This is a genomic window from Flagellimonas meridianipacifica (genome assembly GCF_003001695.1).
Lineage (GTDB): Bacteria > Bacteroidota > Bacteroidia > Flavobacteriales > Flavobacteriaceae > Flagellimonas > Flagellimonas meridianipacifica.
Window position 1 is genome coordinate 1,572,812 of the sequence record NZ_PVYX01000002.1, and the last position, 26,467, is coordinate 1,599,278.

23 protein-coding genes are annotated in these 26,467 nt (G+C 38.5%); 15 read left to right on the forward strand and 8 right to left on the reverse strand.

Translation table 11 applies throughout. The annotated features are described in order from the left end of the window. The first annotated feature begins 57 nt into the window (after window positions 1–57). The 6 genes from CLV81_RS17265 (at window position 58) to CLV81_RS17290 (ending at window position 6,321) form a co-directional block, all read left to right on the forward strand. Window positions 58–984, forward strand: a complete 927-nt coding sequence (locus CLV81_RS17265; RefSeq protein WP_146129934.1) for a M43 family zinc metalloprotease — start codon at window positions 58–60, stop codon at window positions 982–984. A gap of 37 nt (window positions 985–1,021) precedes the next feature. Further along, the gene (locus CLV81_RS17270; protein WP_106146736.1) at window positions 1,022–2,029 is read left to right on the forward strand and encodes a glycosyltransferase family 2 protein; all 1,008 of its coding nucleotides are present in this window, start codon (window positions 1,022–1,024) and stop codon (window positions 2,027–2,029) included. Between the two features lie 112 nt (window positions 2,030–2,141). After that, entirely contained in the window at window positions 2,142–4,070 is a 1,929-nt protein-coding gene (locus CLV81_RS17275; protein WP_106147686.1) for a BatA domain-containing protein, read from the forward strand. Continuing rightward, window positions 4,067–5,323, forward strand: coding sequence for a dihydroorotase (locus CLV81_RS17280; protein ID WP_106146738.1), 1,257 nt, complete (start codon window positions 4,067–4,069; stop codon window positions 5,321–5,323). Before CLV81_RS17275 ends, CLV81_RS17280 begins: the two co-directional genes overlap by 4 nt. A 4-nt stretch (window positions 5,324–5,327) precedes the next feature. Then, window positions 5,328–5,651 carry a hypothetical protein gene (locus tag CLV81_RS17285; protein WP_106146740.1) on the forward strand — a complete coding sequence of 108 codons (324 nt, stop codon included), beginning with the start codon at window positions 5,328–5,330 and terminating at the stop codon, window positions 5,649–5,651. A gap of 10 nt (window positions 5,652–5,661) precedes the next feature. Next, window positions 5,662–6,321, forward strand: coding sequence for an alpha/beta hydrolase (locus CLV81_RS17290; protein ID WP_106146742.1), 660 nt, complete (start codon window positions 5,662–5,664; stop codon window positions 6,319–6,321). Here CLV81_RS17290 and CLV81_RS17295 read toward each other — a convergent pair. Together CLV81_RS17295 and CLV81_RS17300 are read right to left on the reverse strand one after the other, a co-directional pair. Continuing rightward, complete coding sequence (locus CLV81_RS17295; RefSeq protein ID WP_106146744.1) at window positions 6,318–6,812, reverse strand: hydrolase; 495 nt, start codon at window positions 6,810–6,812, stop codon at window positions 6,318–6,320. The two genes, CLV81_RS17290 and CLV81_RS17295, sit on opposite strands and share 4 nt — an antisense overlap. Further along, window positions 6,809–7,582 carry an MBL fold metallo-hydrolase gene (locus CLV81_RS17300; protein WP_106147688.1) on the reverse strand — a complete coding sequence of 258 codons (774 nt, stop codon included), beginning with the start codon at window positions 7,580–7,582 and terminating at the stop codon, window positions 6,809–6,811. The genes CLV81_RS17295 and CLV81_RS17300 overlap by 4 nt, the downstream gene beginning before the upstream one ends. 90 nt (window positions 7,583–7,672) lie before the next feature. On the opposite strand from CLV81_RS17300, the gene CLV81_RS17305 reads away from it, so the two are divergent. Then, complete coding sequence (locus tag CLV81_RS17305) at window positions 7,673–9,130, forward strand: nicotinate-nucleotide adenylyltransferase (RefSeq protein ID WP_106146746.1); 1,458 nt, start codon at window positions 7,673–7,675, stop codon at window positions 9,128–9,130. Window positions 9,131–9,180: 50 nt separating this feature from the next. Here CLV81_RS17305 and bcp read toward each other — a convergent pair whose 3' ends face one another. Next, window positions 9,181–9,633, reverse strand: a complete 453-nt coding sequence (gene bcp / locus CLV81_RS17310) for a thioredoxin-dependent thiol peroxidase (protein WP_106146748.1) — start codon at window positions 9,631–9,633, stop codon at window positions 9,181–9,183. A 55-nt stretch (window positions 9,634–9,688) separates the two neighbouring features. Here bcp and CLV81_RS17315 point away from each other — a divergent pair, with 55 nt between their 5' ends. After that, window positions 9,689–10,351 (forward strand): endonuclease III domain-containing protein, encoded by a 663-nt coding sequence (locus CLV81_RS17315; protein ID WP_106146750.1) that lies wholly within the window; start codon window positions 9,689–9,691, stop codon window positions 10,349–10,351. Window positions 10,352–10,600: 249 nt separating this feature from the next. Here the strand turns inward: CLV81_RS17315 and CLV81_RS17320 are convergent, their stop codons facing one another. Continuing rightward, on the reverse strand, window positions 10,601–11,182 hold the full coding sequence (locus CLV81_RS17320; protein WP_106146752.1) for an RNA polymerase sigma factor: 582 nt from the start codon (window positions 11,180–11,182) through the stop codon (window positions 10,601–10,603). Window positions 11,183–11,430: 248 nt separating this feature from the next. On the opposite strand from CLV81_RS17320, the gene uvrA reads away from it, so the two are divergent. Together uvrA and CLV81_RS17330 are read left to right on the forward strand one after the other, a co-directional pair. Next, the gene (gene uvrA / locus CLV81_RS17325; RefSeq protein WP_106146754.1) at window positions 11,431–14,208 is read left to right on the forward strand and encodes an excinuclease ABC subunit UvrA; all 2,778 of its coding nucleotides are present in this window, start codon (window positions 11,431–11,433) and stop codon (window positions 14,206–14,208) included. A gap of 275 nt (window positions 14,209–14,483) precedes the next feature. Beyond that, window positions 14,484–15,707 carry a hypothetical protein gene (locus CLV81_RS17330; RefSeq protein WP_106146756.1) on the forward strand — a complete coding sequence of 408 codons (1,224 nt, stop codon included), beginning with the start codon at window positions 14,484–14,486 and terminating at the stop codon, window positions 15,705–15,707. A 68-nt stretch (window positions 15,708–15,775) separates the two neighbouring features. Here CLV81_RS17330 and CLV81_RS17335 read toward each other — a convergent pair whose 3' ends face one another. Genes CLV81_RS17335 through CLV81_RS17350 form a run of 4 tightly spaced genes read right to left on the reverse strand, consistent with a single transcriptional unit; the run spans window position 15,776 to window position 21,227 of the window. After that, window positions 15,776–17,233, reverse strand: a complete 1,458-nt coding sequence (locus CLV81_RS17335) for an oligosaccharide flippase family protein (protein WP_106146757.1) — start codon at window positions 17,231–17,233, stop codon at window positions 15,776–15,778. After that, on the reverse strand, window positions 17,218–18,501 hold the full coding sequence (locus CLV81_RS17340) for a glycosyltransferase (protein WP_106146760.1): 1,284 nt from the start codon (window positions 18,499–18,501) through the stop codon (window positions 17,218–17,220). The genes CLV81_RS17335 and CLV81_RS17340 overlap by 16 nt, the downstream gene beginning before the upstream one ends. Beyond that, the gene (locus CLV81_RS17345) at window positions 18,501–20,942 is read right to left on the reverse strand and encodes a YfhO family protein (RefSeq protein WP_106146762.1); all 2,442 of its coding nucleotides are present in this window, start codon (window positions 20,940–20,942) and stop codon (window positions 18,501–18,503) included. The genes CLV81_RS17340 and CLV81_RS17345 overlap by 1 nt, the downstream gene beginning before the upstream one ends. Before the next feature lie 24 nt (window positions 20,943–20,966). Then, on the reverse strand, window positions 20,967–21,227 hold the full coding sequence (locus tag CLV81_RS17350; RefSeq protein ID WP_106146764.1) for a DUF4834 family protein: 261 nt from the start codon (window positions 21,225–21,227) through the stop codon (window positions 20,967–20,969). Between the two features lie 82 nt (window positions 21,228–21,309). Here CLV81_RS17350 and CLV81_RS17355 point away from each other — a divergent pair, with 82 nt between their 5' ends. The 5 genes from CLV81_RS17355 to CLV81_RS17375 all read left to right on the forward strand — a co-directional run bounded on the left by CLV81_RS17355 (window position 21,310) and on the right by CLV81_RS17375 (window position 26,462). Beyond that, window positions 21,310–22,281 carry a transporter gene (locus CLV81_RS17355; RefSeq protein ID WP_106146765.1) on the forward strand — a complete coding sequence of 324 codons (972 nt, stop codon included), beginning with the start codon at window positions 21,310–21,312 and terminating at the stop codon, window positions 22,279–22,281. A 68-nt stretch (window positions 22,282–22,349) separates the two neighbouring features. Further along, the gene (locus CLV81_RS17360) at window positions 22,350–23,471 is read left to right on the forward strand and encodes a GNAT family N-acetyltransferase (protein WP_106146767.1); all 1,122 of its coding nucleotides are present in this window, start codon (window positions 22,350–22,352) and stop codon (window positions 23,469–23,471) included. Window positions 23,472–23,521: 50 nt separating this feature from the next. Continuing rightward, window positions 23,522–24,322, forward strand: coding sequence for a helix-turn-helix domain-containing protein (locus tag CLV81_RS17365; RefSeq protein WP_106146769.1), 801 nt, complete (start codon window positions 23,522–23,524; stop codon window positions 24,320–24,322). A 66-nt stretch (window positions 24,323–24,388) separates the two neighbouring features. Further along, window positions 24,389–25,489 (forward strand): hypothetical protein, encoded by a 1,101-nt coding sequence (locus CLV81_RS17370; protein WP_106146771.1) that lies wholly within the window; start codon window positions 24,389–24,391, stop codon window positions 25,487–25,489. 106 nt (window positions 25,490–25,595) lie between these two features. Continuing rightward, window positions 25,596–26,462: a fructosamine kinase family protein gene (locus CLV81_RS17375; RefSeq protein WP_158259152.1), complete on the forward strand. Its 867-nt coding sequence runs from the start codon at window positions 25,596–25,598 to the stop codon at window positions 26,460–26,462. Window positions 26,463–26,467: the final 5 nt, after the last annotated feature.

Here is a 26,467-nt window from a genome sequence, read left to right on the forward strand (position 1 = left end):
CTATTAATAGCCCGCTTTTCAATACATCATCAAAATCAATCAATAAAAACAACAGCTTTGAAAAAAATAAGTTCAAGATTATTCCAAATCATTTTAGTATTAGTTCTCAGCCAATCCTGTTCACGAGATGATAGCGTACAAGTTCCTGAAGAAGAAAATCCGGTGAACGAAGAAATCATGAGAATACCCTTAGTGGTCCATGTAATACATTCAGGACAGGACATTGGAGAAGAAAGCAATCTTTCCGAAGAAAGAATAAAAAGACAGATTGAAATATTAAATGAGGATTTTAGAAGAAAACCAGGGACACGGGGGTTCAACACCCATATCGACGGAGCAGATTCCAAGATTGAGTTCGTTTTGGCTAAACAAGCACCAGATGGTACCCCTTTCAACGGAATAAACCGAATCGATAGCACATTGGTAAAAGTTGACATCCTCGGTTATGGACCCAATCATTATGCACAATACGCCTATTGGAATCCAGAGGAATACATAAACATCTGGACCACTCCCCTACCACGCTCTACCGAATGCCTGGCACTGGGCCTTGCCACTGGACCCGATGTCGATTTACCCGGAATTCAACACTTGGCCATTCCTCAACCCGGTGATGCGGAGGGAATTCTGGTTAGCTGGATACATTTTGGAGAATCCGATATTGAGTGTCATGCAAGACATGGACGAACATTGACCCATGAAATGGGGCATTATTTAGGTTTGTTACACACGTGGGGAGGGTCAACCTGTGAGTTCAATGATTATTGCGATGATACCCCAGCCGTGGACATTCCGGTTTATGGACGAACAGCTTTTCAAGGATGTCAAGGAGAGATGGTTCAAATTGAAAATTATATGAATTGGTCCCATGATGATGTTATGAATATGTTTTCCAAAGACCAGATTGCAAGGATGCGGTATGTCCTAACACATCATCAGGGTAGAAACTCCCTATTACACAGTAAAGCGCTTGAAAACCCTTGAAATTTTGTCTGTGGGGTAGTTTTCTTAACTTCCCTCTGTGCAAAGCGGATTGATTAGCATTTTAATACCATTCAAGAACACCGAAGCCTTTCTTGGAGAGTGTTTGGATTCCATTCTCAAGCAAACCTATACTAATTGGGAGGTGGTTGCAGTAGATGATGACTCAGCCGATTCCAGTTTAGAGCTGGTTTCTCAATATGGGAAAAAGGATACTAGGATAAAAGTCCTGAAAAATAGTGGTAAAGGAATTATCCCTGCCCTGCAAAAGGCCTATACCAATTGTAATGGACAATTTGTTACAAGGATGGATTCTGATGATATCATGACTCCCAATCGGCTGGAATGGATGGTAAATGCCCTAACAAAAAATGGACAAGGTCATTTAGCGGTAGGTCAAGTGACTTATTTTTCAGAAAAGGGTATAAGTGACGGCTATGCCCGATATGAAAAATGGCTCAACTCCTTGACCGAAAAGGGTAGTAACTATAGTGAAATCTACAAGGAATGTGTCGTACCATCGCCCTGCTGGATGGTTTTCAGGAGTGATTTTGAGCAATGTGGAGGATTTGATATAAATCGATATCCCGAAGATTATGACCTGGCCTTTCGGTTCTACGAAAACCGATTAAAAGTACTTCCCTGCAATGAAATTCTTCATAAATGGCGTGATTATGACCATCGCGCTTCTAGGACAAGCGAGCACTATGCCCAAAACTATTTTTTGGATATTAAACTTCATTACTTCTTGAAGTTGGATTATAAATCCAATAGGCAACTAGTGCTATGGGGTGCTGGTTACAAGGGAAAAGAGGTAGTCAAAAAACTAATGGAGAAACGAATTGATTTCGTTTGGCTCTGTGATAACCCGAAAAAAATTGGTACAAAAATTTATAATCAACCTCTCTTTCATTTTTCCGAATTATCCTCTTTAGACAATCCCCAAAGTATAATTACGGTAGCCAACATGCATGAACAAAAGGAAATCACATCTTTTTTGAATGAGTTGGGACATGCGCAAGGAAAAGATTATTTCTTTTTCTGCTAAGTCAACTAACCGTAAAATCAATCATCTGTTCAATGGAATTAGGGAAGTCTTAACAGCATTTCGGTCTTTGCCTAACTATTTTAATCGATATATTTGTTTAACAATATTGGGAATGCAGTTAAAACATCCGGAAATTCTTTGGGCCCTTCTTTTGCTCCTCATCCCCATCATTATTCATCTTTTTCAGCTTAGGCGATTCAAAAAAACACCTTTTACGAATGTCGCTATGTTGCAAACGGTAGTGGTTGAATCCCGCAAGAGCAACACTTTAAAAAAATGGCTACTATTGCTTACTAGACTACTACTATTGGCAAGTATTATTATAGCTTTTGCCCAGCCCTTTACCGCCAGTAGTGATGCATTACAAGAAAAGGAAACCGTTATTTATCTGGACAATTCGTTCAGTATGCAGGCCATGAAAAATGGGGTCAACCTACTTGAAAAGGCGACACAGGATTTATTGAAACATATTGATAATGAACAGACTATTAACCTGTTTACCAATACCAATACGTATAAAGACGTAACGGTCAAAGACATTCAAAATACCCTTTTGTCACTTCCGTTTACGTTCAGGCAATTGAACATAGATGATATCGTTCTAAAGGCAAACACACTGTTTTCTTCCAACCAGAACTCAAGAAAGAACCTGATTTTGATATCTGATTTTCAAAAAAGGTTGGACATGGAAAACAGGGATTCTATCGCGCAAAAGAACACCTATTTGGTTCCGATTACATCTGATAGATTAGTCAATGTATCCATTGATTCTGTGAGTATTGAGGATACCAACGATGAGCAGCTAAAGTTAAGCGTTTTTTTAAGTGGTACTAATGTACCCGAGCCGGTTCCCGTTTCATTATTTAATGGGGAGACACTTATTGCAAAATCCGCTGCCGATTTTGGAGACAATTCGCAGACTACGTTGAATTTTTCCATTCCAAATACAGGTACAATCCATGGACAACTTAAGCTTACGGATGGCGGATTATCTTTTGACAATGAATTCTATTTGAACTTGGACAGTAGAGAAAAGACCAAAGTCCTAAGCATTTCGGATACTGTTGAACCCAGTAACTACTTGGAACGGCTTTTTGGAAATGAAGAGTTTATCCTTTCACAATATCCATTGAACAACTTGGACTATAGTTTGATTGACACACAAAACGTAATTATACTCAATGATTTAGAATCTATCCCAACTGGACTTGCTAGGATTTTATCGGCTTTTAAAAATAACGGAGGTAGTCTCGTGGTCATTCCTTCTGAAAAAAGTGATATTCAATCATACAATCAATTGCTCTCCCAACATTTCAATACGACTATTTTACAGGGTCTAACACTCGACAAAAGAATTGCCAATATATCGTATGATCACCCTCTATATCGAAACGTGTTTGAAAAACGAATCGAAAACTTCCAATATCCACAGACCAATCAATACTTCAAAATCAGCACTGGAGCGCCAAAAATTCTATCCTACGAGGGGAATGACCCCTTTTTAATAGGTTTGGACGGGTTTTACTTTTTCACTTCATCGCTTAAAAGAGAAGTAAGTAATTTCAAGGGATCGTCCCTAATTGTCCCAACGTTTTACAATATGGCACTATCAGGGCTTCAAGCCCCAGAGTTGTTCCATACGTTGGGCGAAACCAATGTTGTGGATATTGGTATTGAATTGGGCAACGAGAACATTTTGCATGTTAAGAAATCTGAAGACCAGTTTATCCCATTACAACAGTCTTTTCCAAATAAGGTGCAATTGACTTTTGATGAAAACCCAACCACCGATGGGGTTTATGAAATTGTCAATGAGGAAAATGTGATAAAACAAATCAGCTTTAACTATCCACGGGATGAAAGTAAATTGGAGTATTTGGAGGTTGACAATTTATCCAACGTCACAGTAAGGGAATCCGTAGGCTCTTTGTTTGAGCTTTTGGAGAAAGAAAGTAGTATTACCGCATATTGGAAATGGTTTGTTATTTTAGCGCTGCTACTTGCACTAGTGGAGGTAATCATCCAAAAATTTGTTACATGAACATCCTGATAAAGTCAGCCAAAATAGTATCTCCAGAAAATTCGGCATTGCACTTAAAAAAAAGGGATGTTTTCATTAAAAAGGGGATTATTGAGAAAATCGCTGCCTCTATTGATGATATTCCTTCCGGCACCAAAATAATTGAACATAAAAATTTGCATGCATCTATCGGATGGTTAGACACGAGTGTCAGTTTTGGGGAACCGGGCCATGAAGAACGTGAAACTATTCAAAATGGCTTACAAGTTGCGGCTAAAAGTGGGTTTACAAATGTTGTTCTAAACCCAACAACGACCCCAGTTCCGGACACTAGCTCCGATATCGTTTTTCTAATAGAAAGAGCTAAAGGAAATGGTACGCAACTACATCCTCTTGGAAGTTTATCTAAAAACTCAAAAGGAGTTGATTTGGCGGAGCTTTTCGATATGCACAATGCCGGGGCTGTAGGATTCTACGATTTCAAAAGCCAAATTACCAATCCCAATCTATTGAAAATAGCCCTATTGTATGCGCAAAGCTTTGATGGACTCATTTGTTCTTTTCCAGAGGATATACAGATTAAAGGTAAAGGGGTGGTTAATGAAGGTGAGATGTCAACTTCACTTGGATTGAAAGGTATTCCTGGATTGGCGGAAGAACTTCAAATTTCAAGAGATCTTTTTATCCTTGAATATACAGGAGGAAAGTTACATATTCCTACTATCTCGACGGCCAATTCCGTTAAACTTATAGCAGCGGCCAAAAGGAAAGGCTTAGATGTAAGTTGTAGTGTGGCGATACACAATCTCTTGATAACCGACGATACTCTTTCTGATTTTGACACTTCCTTTAAAGTAAGCCCACCTTTACGGACAAAACAAGATGCAAAAGCCTTGATAAAAGGGTTAAAGGACGGGACGATTGATTTTGTGACCACAGACCATACTCCTTTAGATATTGAAGAAAAACGCTTGGAATTTGATAACGCTCATGCAGGCACCATAGGGTTAGAATCTGCATTTGGCAGTCTTAACCCAGTCTTCGGATTGGAAGAAACAGTTGGGTTACTTACCAAAGGTTGGGAACGATTCAATATAGAAAAACCGAAAATTGAGACGGGCAGCCCTGCTTGTTTTACTCTATTTGAACCTTATGAAGAATGGTACTTCACTGAGAAAGATATCAAATCCACTTCAAGGAACAGTATGTTTTTGGATGCCCCTCAGAAGGGAAGGGTAATCGGAACAATTTCGAATAACACTCTAACACTGTAAGGCTTTGACAACCGAAAAAGAAGGCAGGACTACCGCTTCAGTTGCTTATTTAACCATTGTAGGTAGTTTGATAGCGTTGACCATGAATATGGAACCCAAAAATACCTTCGCTCGCTTTCACATCCGACAGGCATTTGGAATTCACCTGCTGTATCATGGACTAGCTATTGTGCTTACTTTTGCGGGTATTGTGCAAGTCTCGTTTTGGTTGTTTATCGCCTATATCATTCTAGCACTATATGGAATGCTCGGTGCACTGAACCAACAAAGGCAGTCCATTCCTGTAATAGGACCTTATTTTCAAAAATGGTTTACCTTTATTTCATAAATTTTAATTCATGTCCCCCACCTCGCTTTCATTAACCTACTTGGTACAACCTTCCAAAATCCAAAACTCCAAGACCCCGGCCATTTTTATGTTCCATGGGTACGGAAGCAACGAGGAAGATTTGTTCTCTTTTGCCCCCGAGCTTCCCGAAGAGTTTACCATTTTTTCGGTGAGAGCGCCCTTTTCTTTGGAACCATTTGGCTATGCTTGGTATGCCATTAACTTTGATGCAGAATACGGAAAATGGAGTGACGATCAACAAGCTATTGAATCCAGGGACAAGATTTTGGCCTTTATAGATGAGGCTATTGAAGCCTATCAGCTGGATGCAGATAATATCACACTGTTAGGATTTAGCCAGGGAACCATTTTGAGCTATTCTGTAGCCTTGTCCTATCCAGAAAAAGTCAAAAATATAGTGGCACTTAGCGGGTATATCAATGAAAAAATATTGTTGGATGGGTATAAAACCAAAAATTTAAAACATTTGAATTTTTATGCCTCTCATGGGCAGGTTGACCAGGTGATTCCTTTGGAATGGGCGCAAAAAACTCCAGAAATCCTTGAAAACTTGGGCATACCTTTTAAATACGAAGAGTTTCCTGTAGGTCATGGGGTTTCTCCACAAAACTTTTATTCCTTTAAAACGTGGCTTGAGGAGAGAATTTAGTTGCTCCTCGTATATAACAAGTGGTCCAATAAAGTAAAGTCGACGCTAAGATTGTCCTTTAACTCGTATTGAATAATAAGATCTCCCCAGAATTTTCCATCCGAGAAGTCGGCCAGTAGCCATTTATGATTAAGCACTTTTATCTTGTTGATCTTAAAATCACTGTTCATGCCTTCATAAGGAATCAAAGGATTATCTCCAGAGCGTTCATTGGTCTCCAATAACTTATCTGCAATGTATCGGGCAGGATTTTGCAACTCCAAATGGTCGTAATAGGCCAAGGCATCATCATTGTTTTCCAAAGAGAAATATTGCATATCCAGAATCTTTAGTTGCGCATTCTGGATGGAATCCTTCAGTGATTGATTTTCATTTTCAAGCCGCTCAATATCTCCATTCATATCTTTTTGAAGATTATTGGTGCTTACAAATTGATACAGGGCAATCAGGGCTGCAAAAACGAATAGATATAAAAAAATCTTGTTCTTCATGAAATAGGTATGTTCAATTTAAGATTGTCGTAAGCCAAGTGCACATTATCAGGTAATTTCTTTTCCACTTCTTCATGAAAACCCAATAAATGACTAATATGAGTGAAATAAGTCTTATCCGCACCGATCATCTCAGCAAATTCAACTGCTTCCTCCAGATTAAAGTGCGAATGATGCGGTTCTTCCCTTAAAGCATTCACTACCAAAACCTTAGCTCCCATTATTTTTTGCACTTGGTCTTCTTCCACACGTTTTACATCCGTTAAATACACAAAATCTCCAATACGATAGCCAAAAACCTGTAGTCTATTATGGAATGCTTCAATAGGAACCACATCCATTTCCCCTGCTTCAAATGGAGTGTCTTTAAAAACTTCATTGACTTGAACAGCCGGTGCGCCAGGGTATCTATTTTCATCAGCAAAGATGTAATCGAACCGACGTTTAAGGGAATCAATCACCCTTTTATGGGCAAAAATGGGTATATCTCCTTGTCTGAAAAAGAAGGGACGGATATCATCAATTCCAGCAGTGTGGTCAGCATGTTCATGTGTGAATAGAATGCCATCCAAGCTTGATACCGAGTTGGTCAACATTTGTTGACGAAAATCGGGTCCACAATCAATAACAAAGTTGTACTCATTCCAAGAAACCAAAACGGAAACCCGTAACCGTTTGTCCCTTGAATCTTTGCTCAAACAGACAGGATGATTGCTACCAATTACGGGAATCCCCTGAGAGGTGCCCGTTCCTAAAAAAGTAATGGTCATCATATCATCCATTAAAATCAAAATTATAACTTATTTATGTAAATTGAAGGAATGAAAATGTAACTTTGTTTTTAGCTAAACCATTCAGTTATGTCTACCGTTGCCAGCGAAGAAAACGCTTTTGAGAATATTCTCTCCATAAAGGCAAAAACACTCCGAATAAATCTTAATAGAAACATCTACGGCACTTTCGCCGAAATAGGAGCAGGACAAGAAACTGCGAGACAGTTTTTTAGAGCTGGAGGTGCTTCCGGTACCATTGCAAAGGCGATGAGTGCTTATGATAAAGCTTTTAGTGACGCCATTTATGGGGTGGAAAAAGATGGACGTTATGTGACCCAAGCCAGATTGAAGCGTATGTTGGTGCATGAGATGGATTTGGTAGAAAAGCGAATCACCAGGGAAAGTAATCCCGACTATTTGTTTTTTACCTATGCCAATACAGTAGCTACAATTGATTTTTCCAAACGGTACAAAGGGCATGGCTGGTTAGGGATTCGTTTTCAATTGGACCCCAAGCAGAAGGAGTTTGACGAAATAATACTTCACGTTCGTTTTAAACAAAATGAAGCTAGGTTACAGCAAGAAACCCTTGGGACACTGGGCGTAAACCTTATTTATGGCGCCTTTTTTAAGCACAGCGAACCACGTGTCCTTTTGAAAGAACTTTACGACCATATTGATAAGGATACCTTGGAAATTGATATGGTCAACTTTTTGGGACCAAGTTTTAAGGATGTGGACAACCGCCTGATGAGTCTTCAACTTATTAGAAACGGTATGACCGATGCGGTTATGTTTGGTCCAGATGGTAACAACTTGTTACCTGCTGCGGTTCTTTATAAAAAGAATATCCTTGCCCTTAGGGGTAGTTTCCGACCCGTGACGAAAGTCAACATGGATATGTTCCAGAAGTCCTATGATATTTTCATACGTGAACAAACCGTGGAATATGAAAATACAATCGTTGTTTTCGAAATCACTTTGTCCAATCTAAAAGCAGCTGGCGAAATAGACGAACAGGATTTTATGGATAGAGCTGAGCTGTTGAGTTCATTGGGACATACCGTGCTTATCTCAAATTTCCAGGAATACTATAAACTGGTGGAATATTTTAACAACTACACCAAGGCCAAACTTGGGTTGACCATGGGTATCAACAACCTAATAGATGTTTTTGATGAAAAATACTATCGCCATTTGAGTGGTGGTATATTGGAAGCCTTTGGAAAGTTGTTCTTTAAAGACTTGAAGGTCTATTTATATCCCATGAAAGACCCGGAAACAGGTCAAATTATGACCAGTAACAATGTAAAAGTGCATCCTAGGATGAAAGAACTCTACAAGTTTTTCAAATATAATGGGAAGGTCATGGACATTATTGATTATGACCCAGACATTATGAACATATTCTCTAGAGATGTACTGAAACGGATAGCCAGTGGTGAAGGCGGCTGGGAAGAAATGTTACCTGAAGGTATTGCAGAAATGATAAAGGAAAAACATCTTTTCCAAAGAAAAGAGCTTGCAGAAAAGCCAAAAGCATAATATTATTCAATTATGAAAAAACAACGGCACCAAAATGGTGCCGTTTTTGTTTAGTTGAGCAATTGCGCCGCGTGGTCTTTGGTTTTTACTTTTTCTATTACGCGTTCTATTACACCTTCTTCATCAATTACAAAAGTGGTTCTGTGTAAACCATCATATTCCTTGCCCATGAATTTTTTAGGTCCCCATACCCCGAACGTTTCTATAACGGTATGGTCTTCGTCAGCCAATAGCGGAAAAGGGAAATCATACTTGTTTTTGAAGTTTGCCTGCTTTTTCTGGGAATCTTCACTAACCCCTAAGAGTTCATAGCCTTCTTCCTGCAACAAACCATAGTTATCCCTAAGGTTGCAAGCCTCCGCAGTGCATCCAGGGGTGTTGGCACGTGGATAGAAAAAAACCACCAGTTTTTTACCTCTATAATCCTGCAAATTAATTGTATTTCCGTCTTGGTCCTTTGCTGAAAATTCAGGTACTTTATCTCCTGCCTTGAGCATATTCATAATAATCTTCTTGATTTAATATTGTTTAACTTATTTCAGGTAAATTTAAACAAAAATGACAAAACAGGATAAGGTAAATTTTATAATTACCACATTGGACGAGCTTTATCCTACAATTCCTATTCCGCTTGACCACAGAGACCCTTATACCCTATTAATTGCGGTACTGTTGTCTGCCCAAAGCACCGATGTCCGTGTAAATCAGATTACACCCTTGCTTTTTGCTAGGGCAGATAATCCCTATGCCATGGTGAAACTAACCGTAGATGAAATTCGGGAAATTATCAAACCTGTTGGTCTATCTCCAATGAAATCCAAAGGTATTCACGGACTATCTCAAATTTTGATTGACAAATATGATGGACAAGTACCTCAAGACATAGAGCTTCTGGAAGAATTGCCAGCCGTTGGACACAAAACGGCAAGTGTTGTGGTCTCTCAGGCCTTTGGGATTCCTGCATTTCCGGTAGACACCCATATCCATCGGCTTATTTATAGATGGGGATTAAGCAATGGAAAAAATGTGGTTCAAACAGAAAAAGATTGTAAGAGGCTGTTTCCAAAGGATATATGGAATCGATTACACTTACAAATAATTTGGTATGGGAGAGAGTACTCACCTGCTCGAGGTTGGGATTTGGACAAGGATATTATTACCAAAACCGTAGGTAGAAAAACTGTGCTCAACGACTATTATAAAAATAAAAAGGACCGCTAGTTGCGGTCCTTTTTATGTACGGTCTACAAGACTCTAGTTCAAGTTAATCTCAAACTTCTGATTTTTACAATCCACTACTTGTAGTGACTTTGAATAGCTCAGTAAAAACTGGACAGTTCCCTGACTCGCTTTTACTGTTCTGGTAAGTCTTTGTTCTTCAGAGTAAATATTTTCCATATTTCAGCATTAATGTTACACTTAGATAACGGCGCTGAATTGGAAATATTGCAACGTTCGATGGAATGCAGATTAATTCGTTAAAACGATATTATGTCTATCCACGATTTTTCTTAGGTTGATTAAGGCATATCGCATCCTTCCTAAGGCGGTATTGATGCTTACTCCAGTATTTTCAGATATTTCCTTGAAGCTCATGTCTTTATAGATTCGCATCACTAATACTTCCTTTTGGTCGTCTGGCAATTCCTCTATCAATAGTGTCAAGTCTCTATCAATTTGATCTTTTATAATCCGCTTCTCCGCATTTAGCTTGTCATCCTTAATAACAGAAAAGATATTGAAGTCATCGCTTCCTTCAAACTTGGGCATTCTTTTGTTTTTCCTAAAGTGGTCAATGATTAGGTTATGGGCAATTCGCATAACCCATGGAAGAAATTTTCCTTCTTCACTATAAGACCCCCTCTTAAGTGTTTTGATTACTTTAATGAAAGTGTCTTGAAAGATATCTTCTGCAACATCCCTATCCAACACTTTAGAGTAAATAAAACTTGAAATTCTTTGGTTGTAACGATTAATGAGTACTTCGAGAGCTTTTTCGTCTCCTGCAATGTAGTTCTTTACTAATATCGAGTCGTCAATCTGTAGTTCCATACAAATTACTTTTTTGGTTAACACTAGGTGCCTCCTTACCAGTAAGGGCGGCATTGTTAATTAGTTATTTAAAAAAAAGTAATTATCGCTGTATAGGCCTATCAGGTTTTTAATTACAACTCAAAGATATATAAATCACATACCCAGATGAAAACTTATGTTGTGATTTGGGCATTTTTAGATGTTAACTGAAACAATATACGTATTAAGTGGGGGGTATTGTATCTTTACACCCCTAATTTTAACAAATGGCTTCCATCCAGAACATCGATTCCAAGAAGAATATTATCATAAAAGGTGCCAAACTACACAACCTTAAAAACATAGATGTTGTAATACCGAGGAACCAACTTGTGGTCATTACGGGTTTATCCGGTTCGGGCAAGTCCAGTTTGGCATTTGACACACTCTATGCTGAAGGCCAAAGGCGATACGTGGAAAGTCTTTCCTCCTATGCCAGACAATTCTTGGGTAAATTGGATAAACCCAAGGTAGACTATATAAAAGGTATAGCACCCGCCATTGCGATAGAGCAAAAAGTGAATTCAACCAATCCACGTTCTACGGTTGGGACCACTACTGAAATTTATGATTACCTCAAATTGCTTTACGCACGTATAGGGAAAACTATATCTCCAATTTCTGGAAAGGAAGTAAAGAAACATACGGTTAGTGATGTGGTAGACCATGTACGGTCGTTCCCAGAGGGGACCAAGCTTTTGCTATTGGCCCCAATTACAATAAAAGAGGATAGAGACCCTCAAAAATCCCTTCAACTATTTTCAAAACAAGGGTACGCCAGAATCAAGTATGATGGTGAAGTTTTAAGAATAGACCAGGCACCTAAAGATATAGGACGGGAATTTGATTTAGTAGTGGACCGAATTGTGGTAAAAGAAGATGAGGACTTTTATAACCGTCTCGGGAATGCAGTGGACAATGCTTTTTTTGAGGGAAAAGGACGATGTGGTATTGAAAGTTTAACGGACAACACGACCAAAAGCTTCAGCAATCAATTTGAGCTGGATGGAATCAAGTTTATGGAACCCAATGTTCATCTTTTCAGTTTTAATAATCCTTATGGCGCTTGTCCAAGGTGTGAAGGTTACGGAGATATTATTGGCATTGATGCCGATTTGGTTATTCCAGACACTTCCTTGTCCATATATGAAAGTGCTGTTTTTCCATGGAGAGGTGAAAGCATGAGTTGGTACAAAGACCAGTTGGTAAACTCCGCATACAAATTTGATTTTCCGATTCACAAACCTTGGTTCGAACTTACCGAAGAACAAAAGGAATTGGTCTGGAACGGAAACGACCATTTTATAGGAATCCATAAGTTCTTTGAACAGTTGGAAGAAAAGAGTTATAAAATCCAGAATCGTGTAATGCTATCTCGCTATAGGGGAAAAACCAAATGCCCGGTCTGTAAAGGAAAACGCTTACGTAAAGAAGCGAACTATGTGAAGATAGATGGCCAATCCATTTCTGACCTTATTGAACTTCCAATAAAAAAACTGATTCCCTTTTTTGAAAACCTGCAACTCTCACAGCACGACTCTCAAATAGCAAAACGACTATTGAAGGAAATAAATACGCGATTGGACTTCCTTTATAAAGTAGGGCTCAGTTATCTTACCCTGAATAGAAAATCAAATTCTTTGTCTGGAGGAGAAAGCCAACGCATCAATTTGGCTACCTCATTGGGTAGTAGTCTGGTAGGTTCCATGTATATTTTAGATGAACCTAGCATTGGTTTGCACCCCAAGGATACCGAAAACCTTATTGAGGTTTTGAAATCCCTTCGCGATTTAGGGAATACGGTCATCGTAGTAGAACACGACGAGGACATTATGAAAGCTGCCGATAAAATCATCGATATTGGACCAGAAGCTGGAACCCTTGGTGGTCAGCTGGTGGCAGAAGGGACTTTTGCTGAAATACTTATGGCCAAAACCTTAACAGCAGAATACCTGAATGGAACGCTGAATATCGAAATACCCGATGAGCGCAGGACTTCCAAAAGTCATATTCAAATAATTGGAGCCAGAGAGAACAATCTAAAGAATATCAATGTAACTTTTCCGCTGAACATGCTTACTGTGGTCACAGGTGTGTCTGGAAGTGGAAAAAGTACTTTAGTGAAGCGTATATTATATCCCTCTATATTAAAGGAAATAGGTGGATATGGGGAAAAAGCCGGACAATTCACCAAAATTGAAGGAAAATATGCCCATATCAAACATGTCGAATTTGTAGATCAAAACCCAATTGGCCGTTCCTCCAGATCAAACCCAGTTACCTACATTAAGGCGTATGATGATATCCGTGCGCTTTTTGCTGCCCAAAAGCTAAGCAAACTTAGAGGGTATCAGGCTAAGCATTTCTCCTTTAATGTAGATGGTGGTCGTTGCGAAAAATGCAAGGGAGAGGGCGTAATTACAGTGGAGATGCAATTCATGGCCGACGTACATTTAGTATGTGATGTATGTGATGGAAAGCGTTTCAAAAAAGACATTTTGGAAGTTCAATTTGAAGGTAAAAACATCGATGACATTCTCAATATGACCATTGATGATGCTATTGACCATTTCAAACTTCACAAACAGCAGAAAATCGTTAGTAAACTTCAACCCCTTCAAGATGTAGGATTGGGTTATGTTACCCTTGGTCAATCCTCATCTACCTTATCCGGAGGAGAGGCACAACGTATAAAACTAGCCTCTTTTCTCATTAAAGGGAACACCAAAGAAAAAGCCTTATTCATTTTTGATGAACCTACTACCGGATTACATTTTCACGACATCAATAAACTGCTTAAATCTTTCAATGAACTGATAGCTAAAGGACATTCCGTTATTGTAATAGAACATAACATTGATCTTATTAAATGTGCGGATTATATTATTGACCTAGGTCCAGAGGGTGGTGAAAACGGAGGTCATTTGGTGGCCGAAGGTACACCGGAAGAGATTGTTCAAAACAAAGAATCTTCTACGGCAAAATATCTAGCAGAAAAACTCTAGAAGACAGTTGACGTAAGACTTCGTGTTCTCTTAATTTGTTGTAAACGATGGTAATCTAGATAGTTTGCAGCTATCTCTCCATGTCCTTTCACTTTGGCATCAGCCTAATCAAAAATTCTTATTCTTTATGTAACGAGGAACAACCTTCATCCCAAAATGAAAAATGAATATTCATAAATTATTGATTATAAATACTTTATGTTTTTTGGCACGCTGTTTGGTATTAGTCTATCAGAATGTAAATAGTTGCATTCGGTAACTTAAATCAGTAGGATATGAAAAAGTTAGTACTCATTTTAACGGCAGTCCTGTTTGGAACTTTTAGTTCTATTGCAGCGACAAAAGTGGATGACTCATTCACTACAGCTACTTTTCGATATGGTAACTCCTTCATCTTTGCGGAAGACGGAATAACTTTTTCAGTATACCCAGATGGAGAGTTCGATTTCTTTATTAATAACCAGGTCAATGTAGGTGTTGGTGCCCGGATTGGGAACGTAGGAATCACTTTTAACTCAGGTTTTAACTATAACCCCTTTGTTCAGTATGATGACTATGGTGCTGTAATTCAAGTTGAGAATATTCCAATTTTCTATGATAACTGGGGGCGAGTGAGCCAAATTGGAAGTGTGGATATTTGGTACAGAAATGGTCGTATACGTAGAGTAGGTGGACTAAATGTATTCTATAATGGAGGCGTATTCAGCCACTACACCGGGTTTATCAATGTGTATAACAGACACTATGTGTATAGACCTTTCCACAGATTTTTTGTGAGACCGGCTGTAGGTTTCTGTAACGTATGGCGTACACCATATAGAAGATTTTATAGGCCTTTGAGGTATACATATTATAGACCTTATAGAAACAATTATAGAAGAGCCTACGCCAGAATTGGAAGAACATATAGAAACGATAGAAGTGTTCGTAGAGCAAATATCTATAGAAATGACAGAAGAGTTGCTGTAAGGAGCAACAACTTTAGAAGAAATGATGCGGTTAGATCAAACCGATCTGCAGAAAGATCTATCTCTAGATCAAATGGAAATAGGGTTTCCAATGTAAATAGGGATAGGGCTGTAAGAAGGTCGACGGATAGCCGAAGAAATAATGTTAATCGCTCGGAAAGTGTGGTTCGAAGAAACAACAATTCCGGACGTACTGTAAACAGAAGTGCAAATAGAAATGGAAACAGAAGCGGTAATACTGTAAGTAGAACAGTTACCAAGCGTGAAGTAGCTCGGACGCCAAATACAAGAACTGTAAACAGGCGACAAGTTACCACTACTCCAAAAAGTAGAAGTGTAACACGAAGTACAACACGCACATATAAGGCACCCAACAGTACAAAAAGAAGTACTGCGAGCAGAAGCAACTCAGGAAGTAGAACTGTAAAAAGAAGTTCTTCAACTACAGTGAAAAGAAGCTCTGGGAACACCGCTTCAAGAAGAAGTAACAATAACTCAAAATCAAGAACGAGAAGTTCTAGAACGAGATAAAAGTAGTTTTTAGGTTGGTTAGTTGTTTACCCCGTGGTTGGATTTATCCGCCACGGGGTTTTTTTGTACTACTCCCGTTTTCGTAACCATTTAGAAAGCACTCCGGATATATCCTCAGAAATATCAAACCGATACAAAATACCCAAATACATAAGCACGATGAAACCGGATTTTAGCAAGATGTTTAAGGCAGGATGGAAATCAAAGTTAAACACGCTAAAAAGAACTCCTAATAATACTAGAGTGGCAAACACTTTAAATGTGGATTTAGTAAACGGCATTATTTCAAACCTTAGCTTAACGAATATCAACTTAGTTGTGTTGAAAAGAAAAATAGAAATGAAGCTTGCTACCGCAGCCCCTTCAATTCCATAATTGGGAATAAGAAGTAGATTAAGAACAATGGTCAACGCGGCCAGTCCGACACCAAAAATCAGAATAGACTTATAGTACTTCGAATTGTACAAAATTGAATTATTGTTTCCCAGAAGGGAATCAAACACCTTGGTCATTCCAATCAAAAAGACAACATAAAAACCATCTCTATAGGTCTCAGGTAACAATAGGTACAAGTCTTCCAAGTTGAGAACAATCAATAGAAAAAGAATACCAGAAGCGATAAACAGTGTCAAAGAGGTCTTTTTATAGAGTGTTTCCAAACCAAATGAATCACCTTTATTAAGCAATTCGGCTGTCAAAGGATAGGTAATTTGGTGCATGGCCCTAGAGGGTACTATAATGACGGTGGCAATGTATACGGCAACTCCGTAATAGGCCACATTCTCTATCTTGATAAACTGGTTTATCATAACCTTGTCTATCTCCAAAAGTATCAGCGCTGACGAACCACCCAAAATAATCAGAAAAGAATAGGACAATATTTCCGCCAAATTTCCAGGAAATGTGAAGCTCAACTTAGGGAAATGAATACGATAAGCATAGACTTTTAATATGGCCGTTCGTAAAAGGTAAAGCCCTACCAAAAGTTTAAAAAACAAATCCAATGAGAATACCTCAAAGTACAAGAGGATTAAAAGAACGGTGACTCCTATTCTACCAAATACCTCCTTCATAAAATTACCGAAAACCGATTTTAAGTGTACTTTGCACCAAGCGTAAAAAACTTCAAAATACGCCATGGACAATCCCACAAAAAAAACATACCATAGGTAGTCCTTAACCATCGGATTTACATCAGATACAAGGCTCCCCAAAGGTTCATACAAAAAGAAAATGACGCAGCACACAGGAACAATACCGAGTAAGGGAATGAGGAGCATCAGCGTAAGAAAGCCGTCTTTTTCCGATTCTTGGTACTGACTATGAAACTTTACCATTGTATTATGAACACCGAAAGCCATTAAAGGCATCAGAATTGCTCCTGAAGCGAGAATAAAAGTCACCAATCCATAATAAGCGTCTGGAAGAATTTTGGTATACAAAAAAACCGTGTTTATTGCACCGAACAGGAATCCTATATAGGTGGTAAACACATTTTTTAAGGATTGTTTTAGGACGATTCCCATCGAATAAAATTAGCAAGAGATTCCGTCAGTACTTTCCTGTGATACTTTTCAATGTGCTTGGGGCGAATATGCAATTGATTGTTTTGATATTGACGGAACCATTCCAAAAGTACAGTTTTAATTGCTTCAGTATCTGTATGCCCAAAAACTTTACCAGATTGTGTTGCGTCTATCATTTGACCAGCTTCCCAATCTTTAGGACCAATACCCAAAATTGGTCTTCCCGCATTGAAATATTCGAAAAGTTTTCCTGGAATAATGCCCTGAGTTTCTTTTGAATCTATTTCCAATAAAAGCAAAATCTGGGTTTGCTGCTGTAACCGCAATACGTTTTCATGAGACACGTAGCCTAAAAAATCTACATAGTCCGCCAATCCAGAATTGACAATTGAATCCTTCACCTCCTCTCCTACTACTCCCACCAACTGAATCTGCAAAGCGTTGGCAAAATCCTTATGGGCATCCACTAATTCTCTAAGTACCTTCCATAAACCCATAGGATTTCTACCTGTAAGCAATGAACCAATATGGGAAATGGTAAACTTTGAATCCAATTTTCCGACCTCAGGAACGGTATCAAAACCATTGGTGATTGCTTCAATTGGCGTATTCGCTATCTTTTCAAACTCAGCTTTGGTGGTATTGCTGGTCACAATCAACTTGTCCGCTGTATCTAGCACGGTCTTCTCTAGATATTTATGTTTTTTTTGAGAAGACTTGGTCAATCTTAACTTTTTGTGATACCCTATTGAAGTCCATGGATCTCTAAAATCAGCAATCCACCGAATGTCGTACTTCTGTTTAAGACCTAGCCCAATAAGGTGCAAACTATGTGGAGGGCCGGTTGTGATTATAGTTTGTATCTGTTCCTCTTCAATAAAATTAGATAGGTAAGCTATTGAAGGTTTGACCCAGTGTTTTCGTGCATCAGGGATGAAAAAATTACCCCGAACCCATAACAAGAATTTGGCCAGACGTGAGACTTTTTTATCGGGAATTACCCCTGAGCTAATGCTCCTTGTTTTCGTTTTGGAAAGAAGAGAAGCAAAAACATACGGCTCGTGGATGGGCTGCTTTAAGACTTGAACCCCAGTTGGCACTTCACTTTCCAGATGTACATCCAGTATGGGATAGTTCGGATTTTTGGGGGTATAGACTATAGGTTGAATATCAAAATCGGGCAAGTACTTAACAAATTTGAGCCATCGCTGTACCCCTGGTCCACCAGCAGGTGGCCAATAATATGTTATGATCAAAACCTTTTGCATCAGGCCTTGCTTTTTTTCTTTTTACCTGGTGAAAACATGGAAAATCCGAACCCTCCTAAAATAATGACCGCCAAAGCAATACAACTGGCCAGACTCACCTGACTTCCCATTTGAACCACTTCCGGTTTAAATTCGAAAACGATATCGTGTTGCCCCGGTGGAATTCTCATTCCACGTAACACGTAATTCACTCTAAAGTGTTCTTGTGTTTTTCCATCTATGGTAACCTTCCAGCCCTTGGGGTAATGCATTTCTGAAAAAACCGCAAATCCTTCATCCTTGTTTTCAGAACGATACTTAATAAAGTTGGGACGATATTCTGTTAAATCAATTTTGGCCAAAGAATCAACCGTGTAATTATGCTTTGTTAGTGTTGGATACGTTTTGGTATTGACAACAGCTTCAATTTTTGAATTAAAGGAACTCAAACTTTGAATTTCTTCATTGGAAGAATTGGCGGGAATTATTCGCTTCACAAACCATGCATTTCCATTTAAATTGTCATTTATGGCAGGTACGCTATTACCTTCCTCATCTTGCTGAATAACATACTTTACATTTAACATATCCAATACCTGAGTATTGTTTTGATATAGATGATATTCAAATAGATCTTGAAGTCTTTTGGGTTTGGCGGCGTGATAACCTCCTATTGATTTATGGAAATAAGAGGTTCTTGCCCCATTTATCCCTTCTTGTGGGTCAAAAACGCGGTAAATAGCTTTATCCTGCTGAATGGCATTATCAATCTGACTGGCTTGAAATGGTGTGTTCACCTGACGTTGTCTTACAAAATCATCCTCATTTACATAACGTAATGCCACCCCGACCAAATCAAAAAGAATCAAAACACCCAAGGCAATTGTAGCGATATTCTTGTTGATTTTTTCCTTTATCAACAACCATAAAACTAGGGCAGCCAACACGACATAAATCAGAGATCGGATTGTATCATTTATATAGACAGCTTCCCTATCCCGTTTTATCATGGTTACCAATTCATCCCAAAACTGTTGTCTATAAAAATCATCCCGTATTCCATCAAAGTCAAAGAAACCCTTTAATACAAAAATGAATACTCCAAGACCTACTATTATGAAAAAACTCCATTTAAGTGCTTTCAGCAAATCCTTTTGTGAAGATTTGGCTCTAAAAATCTCACGTAACCCCAAAATACCCAATACGGGTAAACATAGCTCCAACACTACTTGGATGGAGGACACAGCACGAAACTTATTATATAATGGGAAATAGTCAATCATAAAATTAGTCAGCTCCGGAAAGTTTTTTCCCCATGAAAGAACCAAAGAAAGCAATGCACCCAAAGCCAGCCACCACTTACGCTTTCCTTTCACTAAAAAAAGGCCAAGTACAAACAAAAACAACACGATAGAACCTACATAAGCTGGAGCTGCCACAATAGGTTGACTGCCCCAGTACAATGGTAGATTTCGAGCAAATTCAATAGCACGATTAGGAGGTATTCCCTGACCAATTAAGTAATCATACGCTTTAGAACTGGTTCCCAAATCTTCATTCCCAGAGCCACCAAAAAGTCTTGGTGAGAACAAATTTAAAGACTCTGCAATACCATAACTATATTGGGTAATGTATTCTTTATCCAATCCGTTGGATGCTTCTTTTGGGCTTCCATCTGGATTAATAGTCAATTCCGATTTACCCCTGGTACTCCAGTCTGCATACTCTTTCGTTGCCAAAAGTCCAGTGGCATTTGTGGTAATGGATAAAGCAACGGCCAAAATTAAAATACCAACAGAGAGAAAATAGTGCTTCAATTCCTTTTTCTTAATGGCATATACCAAATAGACGAGACCAAGAATCAAAACCAGAAGCATGAAATAATAGGTCATTTGATAGTGGTTCGCACTTATTTCCAAGGCCATCGCCAAAGCGGTGAGGATAAAACCTAGCAAGTATTTTTTCCGAAAAACCAATATGATTCCTCCTAAAACCATGGGAATATATCCCAAGGCATGTGCTTTTGCATTATGTCCGACACCAAGAATGATAATAAGATAGGTGGAAAAACCAAAGGCCAGTGCCCCCAAAACTGCAAGTCTGAATTCTACCTTAAGACATAACATGAGAATGTAAAAACCGATGAAGTACAGAAAGAGGTAGTCCGCAGGACGTGGCAAAAAACGTATGAGCCGGTCCAATTTCTTCACATAGTCATGAGGATAGTTGGCACCAAGCTGGTATGTGGGCATTCCTCCGAAAGCGCTATTGGTCCAGTAAGATTCTTCCCCTGTTAGCTCTTTAAAATCATTTCGCTCTTTGGCCATTCCCTTGTATTGGGCAATATCTGATTGGAAAATAGCCTTCCCTTGTAAAACCGGGTAGAAGTAGATTAAAGCTACTAGAATGAAGAAAAGTAAAGCACCAAGATGTGGGATAGCATATTTTGGGGATAGCTTCATGAACTGATTTTGAGAAAACAAATATTAGTCAATTTCTTCAAAATCTATATATTCTCCAACTTTTTTTGAGGGGTTTGATTTTCTTGTAGGTCTCGTAAACACCGAGGTTTCTCCTTCGTTGGATGTATTCGGTTCTCGGTAATCACGCTGCGTGAACTGGCCGCCAAACTGCTCCTGGGTCTTCTTCATGGCATATCCAAATAGTTTGGGTGCCAACCATCTTGCAAGCAATTTCACCGCGTAGTATACTAATATGAGAAGTAAAATCGTTTGTATTAAAACCATATGACTGAACTATTGCATCAAAATTACCTTGTAAGTCTATCCAAAAGCAATAAAGTATCTTAAAATAGTATTAAAAAGTTATATGGACATCACTCATTTACGTAGTAAACTCTTTTTTTTTCTTTTTATTCCTTGTCTTGTCGTAGGTCAATATACCGATGTAATCAATTCAAACAGGCCCGGCAGAGCGGTCAGTGCGTATTCCGTTGGAACAGGAGTTGTACAGGCAGAAGTTGGAATTCTATATGAACAACAGGATGATGCGTCTTTAAATTCTGATTCGAATATTTTTGGTGCGGACTTTGCCATACGCTATGGCGTTTTATTCGAACAACTGGAAATCATCTACGAAGGTTCTTTTATAAATCAAAATCTCACATTTATAGAAACTGGTCTTGAAGAGACCCGGACTGATTTTTCCAGAAACAGGGCCGGTATAAAATATTTGATATTTGACCCTTTCAAAGACCCTGAAAGTAACAAGCCAAACCTATATAGCTGGAGAGCCAATAACGTTTTCCAATGGAAAAACTTGATTCCTGCAGTTTCTGTCTATGCTGGTGCTACCTTTAATTTAGGTGAGAATCCATTTTTTGTAGGCGCACCAACAGTATCCCCCCGAGTGGCGGTTGCTACCCAGAGTCGACTTACGCCAAGATTCGTTTTAATATCCAATGTAGCCTACGATAGAATTGGAACCGATTTTTCGCAATGGAGCTATGCCATTTCTTTGACCCATGCCTTCCGAAATCCTAAATGGAGCGTATTCTTCGAACATCAGGGTTTTGTGGGCGGCGTACAAAATGATATGCTACTACGTACAGGAGTCGCTCATTTGTTCAACGAGAATTTTCAAGCCGATTTCCATCTAGGTTCGAATTTTAAGAATGACCCCTCACGGGTCTTCGCCGTGCTCGGGTTTTCCTACCGTCTTGACTTTCATAAAGATAAATTAGTGCCCATAGCGGACCAAAAGCCATCCAAAGAGAACAAAATCCAAAAACAGAACTTCAAGAAGAGCCGTAAGAAAAAAAGGAAAAAGAAAGACTTCTAACGATTTGTGGTTTCCATACTTGCCCTAACTGGAATTATTCCTATTATTGGGATTATAAAATTCAGTTTATGATTACTATTCAGAAGGTAGAAAGCAAGGCGGATTTAAAACGCTTTGTCAAGTTCCCCTTTACCCTTTATAAAAACTCTCCCTATTGGGTCCCTCCCATCATAAAAGATGAAATGGAGTCTTTCAACTCAGATAAAAACCCTGCTTTCCAAAATGCAGAAGCCACTTTTTTCATGGCGTTTAAAGACAAGAAACCGGTTGGAAGGGTTGCTGCCATCATCAATTGGTTGGAGGTAAAGGAACAGAAACTCCTTAAAATGCGTTTTGGATGGTTTGATTTTGTAGATGACCTAGAAGTATCCAAAGCCTTACTGGATAAAGTGGCCAGCATTGGAAAGGAGAACAATCTAGATTATATGGAAGGACCCGTAGGTTTTTCCAATTTGGATAAGGTAGGTGTTCTCATAGATGGTTTTGACCATATTGGAACTATGATAACTTGGTATAACCACTCTTACTACCAATCGCATTATGAACATCACGGGTTGGTCAAGGAAAAAGAATATTTGGAAAACAAATTCTTGTTTGCCAGCGCAGACCCAAAAATCTTTACAAAGGCCAATTTGCTTATCAAGAAAAGATATGGCCTAAAAGAGATGAATTTTACCAAAAGTGAGGAAATCATGCCATGGGTTGACAAAATGTTCGACCTGTTCAACGAAACCTATTCCAAGCTTTCTTCCTTTGTTAAGGTAACCGATGTCCAAAAAGAGTATTTCAAAAAGAAATACATCAGCTTCATTAACCCAGAATATATCAAGTTTGTGGTGGATTCTGATAATAATTTGGTAGCCTTTGCCATTGTTATGCCCTCATTTTCAAAAGCATTGCAAAAAGCCAATGGAAAGTTGTTTCCAACAGGAATTTTTCATCTCTTGAAAGCCAAAAAACACAGCAAGGATGTTATTTTCTATTTAATAGGTATTCATCCTGATTATCAGAATAAGGGAGTAACAGCCATTATCTTCAATGAATACTATAAGGTTTTTCTGGAACGGGGCATTGAGAATTGTATTAGAACCCCAGAATTGGAAGACAACGTAGCCATACGACAAATGTGGAAGAGTTTCAACCCTGTAACCCATAAAAGGAGAAGGACCTATCGAAAAGATTTGATTTAAATGTAACAAAATCGCTTTTTGGTTACTCTATAGTTATAAATTGATAGAGCATGCTCAATCTAGCCACCGGGGAATATTTTGGAAAAAGCACTAAAACGGTGGAAAATGAGTATCTGAAGCTATGCATCACCAATTATGGTCCCGAAACCATTATTGCTGCACATAATCATGAAAACCCGTACCTAAGTCTTCTTGTCAATGGAAGCTATCTTGAAGAGGGAGAGGTAATCACACAAACCATAGCTCCTGGTGAGGTACTGTACAGGCCTAAGGGATACGGACATAGGAATTGTTTTGAACAGAACGATGGCACTTGTTTCAATATTGAATTCAAACCAGATTGGTTTAATCATTTAATAAACCCTCCCTTGAATAGGAAAGATAAACCTATTAAGTTTAGCGCTGCCAAATATCCCTTTTTCTATAAGTTATTCTTACAGCTTAAAAAGCATCCATCAGACAACATCATTTTTAACGAAGTATATGATTTTTATTCCAACTTGATCACACCTCTTCCAAAAAGAGATGTTCTACCTTGGGTCAAAAATGTCGGTGAGATTGTCCAAGAAGAACTCCATAAGTTTCATTCTCTGGATGAATTGTCAAATAAGGTTTATGTTCATCCTGTCTATTTGTCCAGAGCGTTCAAGTTATACTCAGGATATACACTTAAGGAATTTCAAATGAAGGTTAAAATTGAGAGAGCCATTCATCTTCTATTAAACACTCCAAAAAACGTCAGTTCCATTTCTTTTGAACTGGGTTTTTATGATGACTCCCACTTCATACGTGCTTTCAAGTCCATTTATGGCATATCACCTGCTAAATTCAAACGCAACTTGAGGACCTAAATAGTTGATATCGTACAATTTTGTCATAAACGGCCCATATACCTTTGACCTTAAAATCATAATAGGATGCAAAGGGTTACTTATCAAAACTTTCAGTTAGGCTTTCTACTTCTTATACTTCAGGGAGTATTTGCTCAAAAAACAACTGATGAAAGGGAAACACTGGATTATGGCCAAATCTATTCACATGCCTTGGATGCCAATGTAAAGGACATTTTTCCACTTTTGGAGGTCGATTCAGAACAGCTTAGTGAGGAAGATGCGCTATTTATAGAAAATTTCAACAAAAGGTTCAAATTTGAAGAGGATCGTTCAGAATATCTAAAGAACAAAAAATCGAGAATACATGACTTACAGTTAATCGTTAGAGAATACTGGCGAAAAGCATTGTTGGAACCTAAGAATAATTTTGATGATATATTGGCTAAAGAAGCAACCGCTTTCCTGGAAAAAGAATATGCCGCTATCAAAAACAGAAACATCCATAGAGACAGTCTTGGACGCCTTGTCAGCGAATACATTGAAAGCAAAGGCTACCATACTACCAAGGAAATGGGCAAAACGGGAAGAATCTTTGATTTATTGGTTTGGGAATCACAGAGAGACTCCTTGTATTCTTTCGACCTAAAGAATGAAGAAATTCAGGTTAAAGTGGTCTTTATGAACGATTTTGTAACCTTAGGCTGGGAAGAGTATGCCACTTTTGGCAAACGCTATCCTGGTGGTTGGGCAACAAATAATGCCATTTATTGCGTTGAAGAAGCTTATGATTTGGAGAGTGAGAAATTTAAGATTAGCTATTTGGCCCATGAAGGGCGACACGTTGCGGACAAAAAAAAGTATCCAAATCTCAAAGGACCTGATTTGGAGTATCGCGCCAAGCTTTCCGAACTCAGTTTGGCCCAAAAGAGAGTATATAACCTATTGGAGGCATTTACCGCCAATGCAAACAAAAACAGTAAAAACCCTCATCCACTTGCAAACTATTGTGTTATAAGAGACCTTTCAAGGTTGTATTTTAAGTTAGATTTTCAAAAGGACGTTAAAAGTTGGAAATCGGTACCTCCTGAAAAAATCAATCGAATGGCAAACAAGCTTTTGAAGAAAAATACAAGAGAGCTCCAAAAAAGGGGAGCTTCTGTTGAACGAATAATCAGAGCAAAGTAATTCTTAAAAAAAATGGGGGAGTTTTGATTTAGATACCATGAATAAAGAAAAACCTATAATAAGGATTTGTAATTCTTACTTTTAAGAAGATGAATCTTGATTGATTGTGCGTCCTGAGCTAAAATCCCATCTCGAAACTGTTCTTGGTTCCCCAATCAAGGGGAGTAAGTCTGTTAGTGGAGGTGATATTGCAAATGCCTATGTAATTGAAATCGCTTCTAACCGTTTTTTCCTAAAAACCTCTTCCAAACCTTGGGCAGAACAACTTTTTATTTCTGAATCGAGAAACCTGAAACAACTGGAAGCCACCCATACGATTAAAGTACCAAAGGTGTATGCCGAAGGTATTTTTGACCAGACTGGCTATTTGATTCTTGAGTTTATAGAAAGTAAAACACCGAATTCCAGTGATTTTGAAAGATTGGGTCATGAGTTGGCAGAATTACATTTAGTTCCTCAACCTGATGTATTTGGTTTTCAATTTGACAATTATATTGGGCATTTATCCCAAAACAATACGATAGAAAAAGATTGGTCCGTTTTTTATGTTCAGCACCGAATTATTCCCCAAATTCAAATGGCCAAGGAAAAAGGCCTTTTTAGTAAAGGAGACATCCCACCAAGAGAAAATTTGGAAAAAACTTGTACTTCCCTTATAGGTCAAGTCAAACCTGCTATTTTGCATGGAGACTTATGGGGAGGTAATTTTTTAATTGCCAAGGACGGAACTCCGGTATTAATAGACCCCAGTACTTATATAGGACATTCAGAAGTTGATTTGGCCATGAGCCGATTGTTTGGTGGCTTTGGCCCTTCTTTCTACTCAGCATATCACAAATTGATTCTTCCGCATCCCAAACAAAAAGAACTAACTGAGTTATATCAATTATACTACTTGCTGGTGCATCTAAATTTATTCGGAAGTTCTTATAGAACTTCCGTGCTTGCCACCATCAATAAGTACTTTCGCTAAAAAAG

What these genes read in the sequence shown, in the direction of transcription:
- CLV81_RS17275 (WP_106147686.1), top strand. Translation starts at nt 2,142, where the DNA reads ATGCAGTTAAAACATCCGGAAATTCTTTGGGCCCTTCTTTTGCTCCTC.
- CLV81_RS17280 (WP_106146738.1), top strand. Translation starts at nt 4,067, where the DNA reads ATGAACATCCTGATAAAGTCAGCCAAAATAGTATCTCCAGAAAATTCG.
- CLV81_RS17290 (WP_106146742.1), top strand. Translation starts at nt 5,662, where the DNA reads ATGTCCCCCACCTCGCTTTCATTAACCTACTTGGTACAACCTTCCAAA.
- CLV81_RS17295 (WP_106146744.1), bottom strand. Translation starts at nt 6,812, where the DNA reads ATGAAGAACAAGATTTTTTTATATCTATTCGTTTTTGCAGCCCTGATT.
- CLV81_RS17300 (WP_106147688.1), bottom strand. Translation starts at nt 7,582, where the DNA reads ATGACCATTACTTTTTTAGGAACGGGCACCTCTCAGGGGATTCCCGTA.
- CLV81_RS17305 (WP_106146746.1), top strand. Translation starts at nt 7,673, where the DNA reads ATGTCTACCGTTGCCAGCGAAGAAAACGCTTTTGAGAATATTCTCTCC.
- bcp (WP_106146748.1), bottom strand. Translation starts at nt 9,633, where the DNA reads ATGAATATGCTCAAGGCAGGAGATAAAGTACCTGAATTTTCAGCAAAG.
- CLV81_RS17315 (WP_106146750.1), top strand. Translation starts at nt 9,689, where the DNA reads ATGACAAAACAGGATAAGGTAAATTTTATAATTACCACATTGGACGAG.
- CLV81_RS17320 (WP_106146752.1), bottom strand. Translation starts at nt 11,182, where the DNA reads ATGGAACTACAGATTGACGACTCGATATTAGTAAAGAACTACATTGCA.
- uvrA (WP_106146754.1), top strand. Translation starts at nt 11,431, where the DNA reads ATGGCTTCCATCCAGAACATCGATTCCAAGAAGAATATTATCATAAAA.
- CLV81_RS17330 (WP_106146756.1), top strand. Translation starts at nt 14,484, where the DNA reads ATGAAAAAGTTAGTACTCATTTTAACGGCAGTCCTGTTTGGAACTTTT.
- CLV81_RS17335 (WP_106146757.1), bottom strand. Translation starts at nt 17,233, where the DNA reads ATGGGAATCGTCCTAAAACAATCCTTAAAAAATGTGTTTACCACCTAT.
- CLV81_RS17340 (WP_106146760.1), bottom strand. Translation starts at nt 18,501, where the DNA reads ATGCAAAAGGTTTTGATCATAACATATTATTGGCCACCTGCTGGTGGA.
- CLV81_RS17345 (WP_106146762.1), bottom strand. Translation starts at nt 20,942, where the DNA reads ATGAAGCTATCCCCAAAATATGCTATCCCACATCTTGGTGCTTTACTT.
- CLV81_RS17350 (WP_106146764.1), bottom strand. Translation starts at nt 21,227, where the DNA reads ATGGTTTTAATACAAACGATTTTACTTCTCATATTAGTATACTACGCG.
- CLV81_RS17355 (WP_106146765.1), top strand. Translation starts at nt 21,310, where the DNA reads ATGGACATCACTCATTTACGTAGTAAACTCTTTTTTTTTCTTTTTATT.
- CLV81_RS17360 (WP_106146767.1), top strand. Translation starts at nt 22,350, where the DNA reads ATGATTACTATTCAGAAGGTAGAAAGCAAGGCGGATTTAAAACGCTTT.
- CLV81_RS17365 (WP_106146769.1), top strand. Translation starts at nt 23,522, where the DNA reads ATGCTCAATCTAGCCACCGGGGAATATTTTGGAAAAAGCACTAAAACG.
- CLV81_RS17370 (WP_106146771.1), top strand. Translation starts at nt 24,389, where the DNA reads ATGCAAAGGGTTACTTATCAAAACTTTCAGTTAGGCTTTCTACTTCTT.